A 9,906-nucleotide genomic window follows, 5' to 3' on the forward strand; every position below is an offset into this window, starting at 1 on the left:
CGAGCGGCATCGAGATCATCGTCGTCGATTTGCCGGCCGGCGCGCGGGTACCGTACAGCCCCTGGGGCCGCAACGCCTTCACCCAGCAATTGCTGATGCTGGAGGGCGCGATCGCCGTGCACATCGACGCCAAGGCGGTGCGCCTGCGCGAAGGCGACTGCCTGGATTTCGACGTGATGCGCGCGGTGATCTTCGAGAATGAAACCAAGCAGGACGCGCGCTACATCATCATCACGCGGCGCGGCGCCTCCTACGGGAAGATGTGAGATCAGGGCAAGCCTATCGTGGCCTGTCGACAAGTCCGGTCAATGCTCAGGCCAATTGCGGCGGCTGGACCCGCTCGCCGGCCCAGGAGCTGAGCATTTGATGATAGAGCGTCGCGGACTGCCACAGGGCGCGTTGATAGAGCCTGCCTTTGTCCGAATCCCTGGCGATATCGCCGCGCGCGCTCATGACCTTGCCGCGAACGCTCGTTGTGGCGCCGTCGGTGAACGGCAACCATAGGCAAGGCGGCGGGGCCGCGCGTCCAGCGTTCGAGCGAGACGCGGGTCGGGCAGGGGGCGTGTCTACGGCTGTGGTTACAACCGTAATTTGAGGCTCGGCGGTGACGGTCCTCAAAATGAGTTGCGTACCTCAAAACGCCTCTGCTAACCTTCAGCGATGGCTGACACCCTCGCCGCGACCGCGCTGACGCTGAAGGACATCGCCCGCGAGGCGGGCGTCAGCCTGGCGACGGTCGATCGCGTGCTGCACAACCGCCCGGGGGTTCGGCCCGACACGGTGCGGCGCGTCAAGGCGGCGATCGAGCGCAACGCGTTCCAGCCGCATGTCGCCGCCGCCGAGCTCGCCCGCGGTCGCGCCCGCCGCTTTGCCTTCGTGATGCCGTCGGGGCCGAACCCGTTCATGCAGCAGATCGAGGCCTATCTCGGCGAGATGTCGGCCTGGCTCTCGGTTCGCCGCCTCAACGTCGAGATGGTCGCGACCGACGTGTTCGACCCCTCGGTGCTCGCAGGCACACTGGAGGCGCTGTCGGGTGACTACGACGGCGTCGCCGTGGTGGCGCTGGACCATCCGGGCGTCCGCGCCGCGATCAACGATCTCGTCGATGCCGGCACCAAGGTGGTGACGCTGGTTTCGGACGTGCCGTCCTCGCGCCGCCACCATTATGTCGGCATCGACAACATTGCCGCGGGGCGCACCGCCGGCGCGCTGGTCGGGCGGCTGGCCGGCCAAAGGTCCGGCAAGGTCGCGATCGTCGCGGGCTCGCAGGGCCTGCGCGACCATGCCGAGCGCATCTTCGGCTTCAACCAGGTGATGGCTTCGGAATTCCCCGGCCTCAGCGTGCTGCCGGTGCTGGAGGGGCGCGACGAGGACGATCGTTCCGAACAGGTGCTGGCGCGGCTGCTCGGCAAGCATGCCGACATCGTCGGCCTCTATAACGTCGGCGCCGGCACCCAGGGCGTCGCCAAGGCCTTGAGTGACAAGGCGTTGAGCTATGCCGGCCGCGACAAGGTCGTGTTTGTCGGTCATGACGTCACCATGCTGACGCGCCGGCTGCTGCTGCAGGGCGTGATGGATGCCGCGATCTCGCAGAACCCCGGACATGAAGCGCGCGCCGCCGTGCGCGTGCTGCTCGCGCTCGCCCGCGGCGAGCCGATCCTGCGCGAACAGGAGAAGATCAGGATCGACATCGTGATGCGGGACAATCTGCCTTAGCAGCAGATGAATATGGAACGGCCTGGCGGGAAGGCGACGCAAGCTCGCGCACCGCAATGGGTAAATGGGAGGACGATTTGTATCTCGGACTGGACATCGGCACCTCCGGCGTGAAAGCGGTGCTCGTGAGCGAAGCCGGCGCGATCCTCGCGACGGCGGCGCGCGAGCTTGCGCTGTCGCACCCGGCGCCGCTGTGGTCCGAGCAGGACCCCGATTCCTGGGTCGATGCAGCCATCGGCGCGGTCGACGATCTCGCCGGCCGCCATCCGCGCGAGGTGGCGCGGGTCCGCGGCATCGGCCTGTCGGGCCAGATGCATGGCGCGACGCTGCTCGACGAGAACGGACGGCCGCTGCGTCCGGCGATCCTCTGGAACGACGGCCGCTCGCAGGCCGAATGCGCCGTGCTGGAGCAGCGTTGCCCCTCGCTGCACGCGATGGCAGGCAATCTGGCGATGCCCGGTTTCACCGCCCCGAAGCTGTTGTGGGTCGCGCGGCATGAGCCAAAAATCTTCGCGCGCGTCGCAAAGGTGCTGCTGCCGAAGGCCTATGTGCGCTATCGCCTGACCGGCGAGTTGATCGAGGACATGTCCGATGCGGCCGGCACGCTGTGGCTCGATGTCGGTCTGCGCCGCTGGTCGCCCCTGCTGCTGCATGCCACCGGGCTCGATCTCCACCACATGCCGCGTCTCGTCGAGGGCAGTGAGGCGAGCGCGATGCTCGCACCGGAATTAACGCGGCGCTGGGGCATGGCGAAAGATGTCGTTGTCGCCGGGGGCGCCGGCGATAACGCCGCGAGCGCGATCGGGCTCGGCGCGATCGCGCCGGGCGATGCGTTCCTGTCGCTCGGCACGTCAGGCGTGGTGTTCCGCGTCACCGACCGGTTCGCGCCGGCGCCTGAAACGGCGGTGCATGCCTTCTGCCACGCGCTGCCCGGCCTCTGGCACCAGATGGGCGTGATGCTCTCGGCAGCGGCCTCGCTGGCCTGGCTCGCCGGCGTGATGGAGACGCCGGCCGCAGCGCTGCTGGCGCCGCTCGGCGAGCGCGTCGACGGGCCGAGCCCGATCAGATTCCTGCCCTATCTCGACGGCGAGCGCACGCCGCACAACGATGCCGCGGCGAGCGGCGCCTTCGTCGGCCTGCGCGGTGCGACCGGACGGACGCAGATCGTGCAGGCCGTGCTCGAAGGCGTGGCATTCGCCGCGCGCGACAATCTGGCGGCGCTGAGCGCGGCGAGCGGGCCTGTTGCCGAGCTCGATCTCGTCGGCGGCGGCTCGCGCTCGCCGCTATGGGCGCAGATCTGCGCCGATGTGCTCGGCATTCCCGTTCACCGCGTCGAGGAGGGCGAGGTGGGGGCGGCCCTCGGCGCCGCGCGGCTCGGCCGGCTCGCTGTGACCGGCGAGACACCGGCAGCGGTCTGCACCCGCCCGCGGCGGCTCGCGAGCTTCACGCCCCGCGCATCCGTCACTGAGGCCTATGACGAGGCCTATCGGCGATGGCGCGCGCTTTATCCCGCATTGAAGGAGTGCTCTTAAGTGAACGCGTCAGCCAAATTCTTCGATGCAACTGCACCTGTCGCCTTCGCCGGCAAGGATGCGGGACAGGCGCCCGCGTTCCGCTGGTACGACAAGGATCGCCTCGTGCATGGCCGCAGGCTGGAGGATCATCTGCGCTTTGCGGTCTGCTATTGGCATTCGTTCTGCTGGCCGGGCGGCGATCCCTTCGGCGGCGAGACGTTCCTGAGGCCGTGGCACCGGGGCGGTGACGCGATGGCGCAGGCGCGGGCCAAGGCCGACGTCGCCTTCGAGCTGTTCCGCCTGCTGGACGTGCCCTACTTCACCTTCCACGACGTTGATGCCGCGCCGGAAGGTAGCTCGCTCGCCGAGTCCGTCGCCAATCTCAATGCGATTGCCGATCTGTTCGAGGCAAAGATGGCCGCGAGCAAGGTCCGCCTGCTCTGGGGCACCGCCAACCTGTTCACTCATCGTCGCTACATGGCGGGCGCGGCGACCAATCCGGATCCGGAGATCTTCACCTACGCGGCAGGCCAGGTCCGCGCCGCGCTGGAGGTGACGCACCGGCTCGGCGGCCAGAACTATGTGCTGTGGGGCGGGCGCGAGGGCTACGAGACGCTGCTCAACACCGATCTCAAGCGCGAGCTCGACCAGCTCGGCCGCTTCATCTCGCTGGTCGTCGAGCACAAGCACAGAATAGGCTTCAAGGGGCCGATCCTGATCGAGCCGAAGCCCAAGGAGCCGACCAAGCATCAATATGATTTCGATGTCGCCACCTGCTACGGCTTCCTTGCGCGCTATGACCTCCTGAAGGACGTCAAGCTCAACATCGAGCAGAACCACGCCATCCTCGCCGGTCACTCCTTCCACCATGAGGTGGCGCTGGCCGAGGCGCTCGGCGTGTTCGGCTCGCTCGACGTCAACCGCGGCGACGATCTGCTCGGCTGGGATACTGACCAGTTCGCGATGAACGTCCCGGAGCTGGCGCTGGTGTTTCACGAGATCCTGAACCGTGGCGGCTTCACCACCGGCGGGCTCAATTTCGACGCCAAGATCCGGCGGCAGTCGATCGACCCTGATGATCTGATCCACGCCCATGTCGGCTCGATGGATGCCTGCGCGCGCGCATTCCTCGCCGCCGCCGACATGCTGGACGCCGGCGCCCTCACGGCGCCGCTCACCGAGCGTTACCAGGGATGGTCCGGCCCCGAGGGTCGGGCCATTCTCGGCGGCCAGCGTTCGCTCGCCGATCTCGCCGACCGCGCGCTTCGTCCCGGTTTCGACCCGCAGCCGCGCTCGGGCCGGCAGGAATATCTGGAATCCCTGGTCAACCGCTATGTCTGAGCGAGGCTGCTGATGGCAAAGGCTGACGCGACACCGGTCCTCGAGCTGACCGGCATCGGCAAGGAGTTCGGCGCGATCCGCGCGCTGCATGGCGTCGACATGCAGGTCATGCCGGGCGAGGTTGTCGGGCTGATGGGCGACAACGGCGCGGGCAAGTCGACCCTGGTCAAGATCATCGCCGGCAATTTCCGCCCCAGCCATGGCGAGATCCGCTTTGCCGGCAATGCGGTCCATTTCAGCCGGCCGGTCGATGCCCGCGCCGTCGGCATCGAGGTCGTCTACCAGGACCTCGCGCTGTCGGACAATCTCACGGCGGCGGCCAACGTGTTCCTTGGCCGCGAGCTGAAGCGCAGGTTCGGGCCCATCGCATTGCTCGACCACAAGGCGATGGCAGCGCGCGCGCTGGAGCTTTTCGGCGAGCTGCGCTCGGAGACGCGCCCCGACGATCTCGTCAAGCAGATGTCGGGCGGCCAGCGCCAGGCGGTCGCGATCGCGCGGACGCGGCTCTCCAATGCCCGGCTGGTGATGATGGACGAGCCGACCGCCGCGATCTCGGTGCGCCAGGTCGAGCAGGTGCTCGGCCTGATCCACCGGTTGAAGGAGCAGGGTGTCGCGGTGATGCTGATCTCGCACCGCATGCCGGATGTGTTCGCGGTGTGCGACCGCGTCATCGTCATGCGCCGTGGTGAGAAGCGGGCCGACAAGCCGATCCACCAGACCTCACCAGAGGAAGTCACCGCCCTCATCACCGGCGCTAAGGAGGCGGCGTGATGGCCATGCCCATGGAATCTCCGATCAGCTTCACCAATGTCGGCAAGATCAGGTGGTGGCAGCGCGGCATCTTCGCCTCCCAGACTGGTTACGTTCTGCTCGCGCTGGCGGTGCTGCTGGTGATCATGCATTTCGCCAGCCCCTATTTCTTCACCGAAGGCAACATGCAGAACGTGGCGAAGAACTTCTCGTTCATCGCCATCGCGACGCTCGGCGTCACCTTCGTCATCATCACCGGCGGCATCGATCTGTCGGTGGGATCGATGATGTGCTTCTCCGCCATGATCACCTCGATGGTGATGACCGAGCTGTCGGCGCCCGGCTCGCCAGCAGGCGCCTTGTTCGTGCACATGGCGGCCGACGGCAAGACCGCAATTGCCAACGTGCCGGGCCTGATCCTGCTGGTCTCGATCCTCGCCGGCCTCGGCGTGGCGCTGATCGCCGGGCTGGTCAACGGCTTCTGCATCGCGGTGCTCGGCCTGTCGCCCTTCGTCACCACGCTCGGCATGCTCTCGATCGTGCGCGGGCTCGGCTATGTCGTCTCCAACGGCCGCGGCAGCTTTCCGGGTGGGCCCGACGCCGATCGATTCTACGCGCTCACGTCGGGCGACGTGCTCGGCGTGCCCGTGCCCTTCATCTATCTCGTGGTCCTCGCGCTGACGATGGCCGTGGTGCTGCATCACAGCGCGTTCGGCCGCCACGTCTTCGCGCTCGGCGGCAACGAGAAGGCGGCTGAACTCACCGGCATCCCGGTCGTGCGGGTGAAGATAGAGGTCTATGTGATCTGCGCGCTCGCAGCCGGCCTGCAGGGCATCATCATCTCCGGCTGGCTCGGATCGGCGCCGGCCAACATGGCGACGTCCTACGAGCTCAACGTGATCGCGGCGGCTGTCATCGGCGGCGCCAACCTCGCCGGCGGCATCGGCGGTCCGCTCGGGGCCATCGTCGGCTGCGTGCTGCTGGAGGTGATTCGCAATGGCCTCGTGCTGGCGCAGGTCTCCTCCTACTGGCAGCAGACGCTGGTGGGCGTGATCATCATCCTGGCCGTGCTGGTCGACCGCATCCGCTCGCGGATGAGCTGACGTAACGTCGCTTCGGGAAGACAAATAAAATGTTGCCTGTCCGCTTCCCGGGCGCTTTCGAGAGGATAGGCACCAAACAAGGGTGGAGGAGACAATGAGGAAATTTCTTCTTGCCGGCATCGCTGTCGCAATGATGGCAACGCCGGCGTTGGCCGCGAACTACCGCTTCGTCATCGTGCCCAAGGCGATGAACAATCCGTTCTTCGACTTCGCGCGCGACGGCTGCCTGAAGCGAGCCAAGGAGCTCGGCAATATCGAGTGCATCTACAAGGGACCGGTCGAGCATGAGCCGGCGACGCAGGCCCAGATCATCCAGGACTTCGTCACCCAGAAGGTCGACGGTCTCGCCATCTCGGTCGCCGACGTCGCGGCCATGACCAAGTCGATCGAGGCGGCGACGGCGGCCGGCATCCCCGTCATCACCTTCGATGCCGATGCGCCCGGCTCCAAGCGCATCGCCTATATCGGCACCAACAACAAGGAGTTCGGCGTCGCGCTCGGCAAGCAGCTGGTGAAGATGCGCCCCGACGGCGGCAAATACGCCATGGTCTCGGGCGGCCCCGGCGCCAAGAACCTCGCCGAGCGCGTCGACGGCGTGCGCGAGGCGCTGAAGGGCTCGAAATGGACGGAGGTCGCGGGCTCCCCGACCTTCTGCAACGACGATCCGGCACTCGCGGTCCAGCAGATGACGGATATGCGCACCGCGACACCTGATCTCGCCGCCATCGTTCCCATCGGGGGCTGGCCGATGTTCGCGCCCGAAGGCTTCAAGGCCTTCGCCAGCAGGAACAAGAAGGACATCGATTCCGGCAAGTTCACGCTCGTCGTCGCCGATACGCTGAAGATGCAGCTCGAGCTGCTGCGCGACGGCTATGCCAACGCGCTGGTCGGCCAGCGTCCGTTCGAGATGGGCGAGAAGGCGATGGACACGCTGCTCGCCATCAAGAAGGGCGAGAAAGTGCCGGAGATCGTCTACACCGGCCTCGATCTCGTCACCAAGGACAACGTCGCGCAGATGTTGAAGTAGGAGCGTCCGCCAGCCCCGCGCTCCTGCGTGCCTCCCCCGCTTGCGATTTTTGCAAGCGGGGGAGATGATCTGGACTGTTGGAATGAAGACAAGGCAATGGGAATGAAACGGTCGCGGCTTGGTTCGCTCGACGTCACTTCAATCGGTCTCGGTTCCGCCCCGCTCGGCGGATTGTTCAGCCCGGTCAGCGATGCCGATGCGGAAGCCACGATCGCGCGCGCCTGGTCGCTCGGGGTGCGCTTCTTCGATACGGCGCCGCTCTACGGCTTTGGCCTCGCCGAGCGGCGATTGGGGGCCTTCCTGCGGCAACAGCCGCGCGACTCCTACGCCATCTCGACCAAGGTCGGCCGCCTGCTGCGCGCGCCCGATGGCGGCGCCGCCGAGGACGAACACTATAAGGGCACGCCGCGCGAGCGGCCGGTGTTCGATTTCAGCCATGACGGCGTGCTGCGCTCGGTGGAGGAGAGTCTTGCGCGCCTCGGGCTCGACGGCGTCGATGTCCTGCTGGTGCACGACCCTGATGATCACTATGACGACGCCGTCGCCGGGGCCTTCCGCGCACTCCAGCGCCTGCGCAGCGAGGGCACGGTGAAGGCGATCGGCGCCGGCATGAACCAGTCAGGCATGCTGGTCCGTTTCGCCGAGGCCGTGCCGGTCGATTGCTTCCTGCTGGCCGGGCGCTACACGCTGCTCGACCAGGGCGCGCTGGATGCGCTGTTTCCGCTCTGCGCGGCGAAAGGCATCGGCATCCTGCTCGGCGGCATCTACAACAGCGGCATCCTCGCCAATCCGCACACCAGCGCGAAGTTCAACTATCAGGACGCCGATGCTTCGCTGGTTGCGCGGGCGCTCGAACTCGACGCGCTCTGCCGCAAGCATGGCACCGAGCTGAAAGCCGCCTCGCTCCAGTTCTGCATGGCGCATCCGGCCGTCACGGTCGCCGTGATGGGCGCGCGCAACGCCGCGGAGGTTTCCGACAACATCGCGATGTCGGAGACAGCGGTGCCGGCGGCCTTTTGGCAGGAGCTGCGGGCACGAAACCTCGTCGATGCGCGCGCGCCGCTGCTGGGTGGGGCGTAGGCCATGATCATCGACGCGCATCAGCATTTCTGGGACCCGGCGCGCGCGGACTATCCCTGGATGGCAGCGGACGAGCTGACGCCGATCCGCCGCGCCTTCGGTCCGGCCGATCTTGCACCGCTGCTGAAGGCGAACGGCGTCGATGCCAGCATCCTGGTGCAATGCCGCTCCGCGCTGGAGGAGACCGAGGAATTCTTGCGCATTGCGCACGAAAATCCCTTCGTCGTCGGCGTGGTCGGCTGGGCTGATCTGACGGATGGTGCGCTCGGAGAAACGCTCGATCGGCTTCGTGCTTCACCCGGCGGCGACAAGCTGGTCGGAATCCGCCACCAGGTCCACGACGAAGCCGATCCCGATTGGCTGCTGCGCGAGGACGTTCAGCGCGGCCTCACCGCTGTGTTCGCCCACGATCTCGCCTACGATTTCCTCGTCCGCGCCCGCGAGCTGCCGTCGGCGATCGCATCCGCGCAGGCCTTTCCGCAAGCGCGCTTCGTGCTCGACCATGCCGCCAAGCCGCCGATCGCCGACGGCGGCAGCGAGGTGTGGGCCGATCGCATCGCCGCGCTCGGGGCTTGCGACAATGTCTGGTGCAAGATCTCCGGGCTTGCGACCGAAGCGGTCTGGAATGATTGGGATGCGGAACGCCTGTTTCCGTTCGTCGCGCACGCCGCAAGGTGTTTCGGCGAAGACAGGCTGATCTTCGGCTCGGACTGGCCGGTGTGCTTGCTCGCGGGGAGCTATGGCAAGATCAAGAGCGCGCTGGAGGCTTGTCTGGCGAAGCTTGGCCCGCAGCTGCGGGCCAAGGCTTTTGGTGTGAATGCGACGCGGGCGTATCGGCTGGCTATCGCAAGTTAGCGTCTGAGCGCGCTCTTGCTTCATGCCTCTCCTGGCAAAGCAGAAGAGGGGAAGCAGCGGCGTGCGCTCTTGTCTACTCGGACATCGGCTTGTCGGAGATGTCCCAGTCCTTGCCGGTGAAGGTGGTGATGAAGAGCGTCTTCATCGGCGTGTAGTCCTCGGGCGTGTAGCTGTAGGTGACGCCGTCGAGGAAGTAGGGCGAGTGGAAGCCCGCCAGCGTCGAAGCCTGCTTCAGCACGTTGGCGCGGGTGAGGTCGTCGCCGCAGCGGCGCAGGATCTCGCCCATGGTCACGGCCTGGCCGTAGCCGGCGAAGGCGATGGTGTTGTCGGGATCGATGGCCGGGGTGTACTTCTTGCGCAATTCCTCGAACGCCATCACGTCGGGGTCCTTCTCCCATTTGGGCAGGCCGACCTCCTTGTTATAGCGGATGGCGACGATGCCGGTGGCGTTCTCGAGGCCCGCGGCATTGAGGATCGAGCGGCCGGTCGAGCCGGCGGAAAGAAGCTGCAGCGGCTTTCA

General features: G+C 66.7%; 10 protein-coding genes and 1 pseudogene. 9 read left to right on the plus strand and 2 right to left on the minus strand.

The genetic code is table 11. The annotated features are described in order from the left end of the window. A partial coding sequence (locus IC66_RS0107990; protein WP_038947293.1) for a cupin domain-containing protein occupies positions 1-266 on the plus strand: 266 nt, incomplete at its 5' end. Positions 267-312: 46 nt separating this feature from the next. Here IC66_RS0107990 and IC66_RS0107995 read toward each other — a convergent pair. Continuing rightward, on the minus strand, positions 313-498 hold the full coding sequence (locus IC66_RS0107995; protein WP_038947294.1) for a hypothetical protein: 186 nt from the start codon (positions 496-498) through the stop codon (positions 313-315). 162 nt (positions 499-660) lie between these two features. Between IC66_RS0107995 and IC66_RS0108000 the strand changes: the two genes are divergently transcribed. The 8 genes from IC66_RS0108000 to IC66_RS0108035 all read left to right on the plus strand — a co-directional run bounded on the left by IC66_RS0108000 (position 661) and on the right by IC66_RS0108035 (position 9,386). Further along, positions 661-1,716: a LacI family DNA-binding transcriptional regulator gene (locus IC66_RS0108000; RefSeq protein ID WP_038947295.1), complete on the plus strand. Its 1,056-nt coding sequence runs from the start codon at positions 661-663 to the stop codon at positions 1,714-1,716. 77 nt (positions 1,717-1,793) lie between these two features. Beyond that, complete coding sequence (gene xylB / locus IC66_RS0108005) at positions 1,794-3,248, plus strand: xylulokinase (protein ID WP_038947296.1); 1,455 nt, start codon at positions 1,794-1,796, stop codon at positions 3,246-3,248. Beyond that, the gene (gene xylA / locus IC66_RS0108010) at positions 3,249-4,571 is read left to right on the plus strand and encodes a xylose isomerase (protein WP_038947297.1); all 1,323 of its coding nucleotides are present in this window, start codon (positions 3,249-3,251) and stop codon (positions 4,569-4,571) included. It begins immediately after the preceding gene. A gap of 12 nt (positions 4,572-4,583) precedes the next feature. Beyond that, the gene (locus IC66_RS0108015) at positions 4,584-5,342 is read left to right on the plus strand and encodes an ATP-binding cassette domain-containing protein (RefSeq protein WP_028140890.1); all 759 of its coding nucleotides are present in this window, start codon (positions 4,584-4,586) and stop codon (positions 5,340-5,342) included. Beyond that, positions 5,342-6,424, plus strand: coding sequence for an ABC transporter permease (locus IC66_RS0108020; protein ID WP_038947298.1), 1,083 nt, complete (start codon positions 5,342-5,344; stop codon positions 6,422-6,424). The genes IC66_RS0108015 and IC66_RS0108020 overlap by 1 nt, the downstream gene beginning before the upstream one ends. A gap of 94 nt (positions 6,425-6,518) precedes the next feature. Then, positions 6,519-7,451, plus strand: a complete 933-nt coding sequence (locus IC66_RS0108025) for a sugar-binding protein (protein WP_038947299.1) — start codon at positions 6,519-6,521, stop codon at positions 7,449-7,451. Between the two features lie 102 nt (positions 7,452-7,553). Beyond that, positions 7,554-8,531, plus strand: a complete 978-nt coding sequence (locus IC66_RS0108030; protein WP_038947300.1) for an aldo/keto reductase — start codon at positions 7,554-7,556, stop codon at positions 8,529-8,531. A gap of 3 nt (positions 8,532-8,534) precedes the next feature. Next, entirely contained in the window at positions 8,535-9,386 is an 852-nt protein-coding gene (locus tag IC66_RS0108035) for an amidohydrolase family protein (RefSeq protein WP_038947301.1), read from the plus strand. A 73-nt stretch (positions 9,387-9,459) separates the two neighbouring features. Here IC66_RS0108035 and IC66_RS0108040 read toward each other — a convergent pair. Beyond that, positions 9,460-9,906, minus strand: a pseudogene (locus IC66_RS0108040) (ABC transporter substrate-binding protein); the annotation flags it as partial.

This window comes from Bradyrhizobium genomosp. III, assembly GCF_000261705.1.
GTDB classification, from domain to species: Bacteria; Pseudomonadota; Alphaproteobacteria; order Rhizobiales; family Xanthobacteraceae; genus Bradyrhizobium; species Bradyrhizobium ottawaense.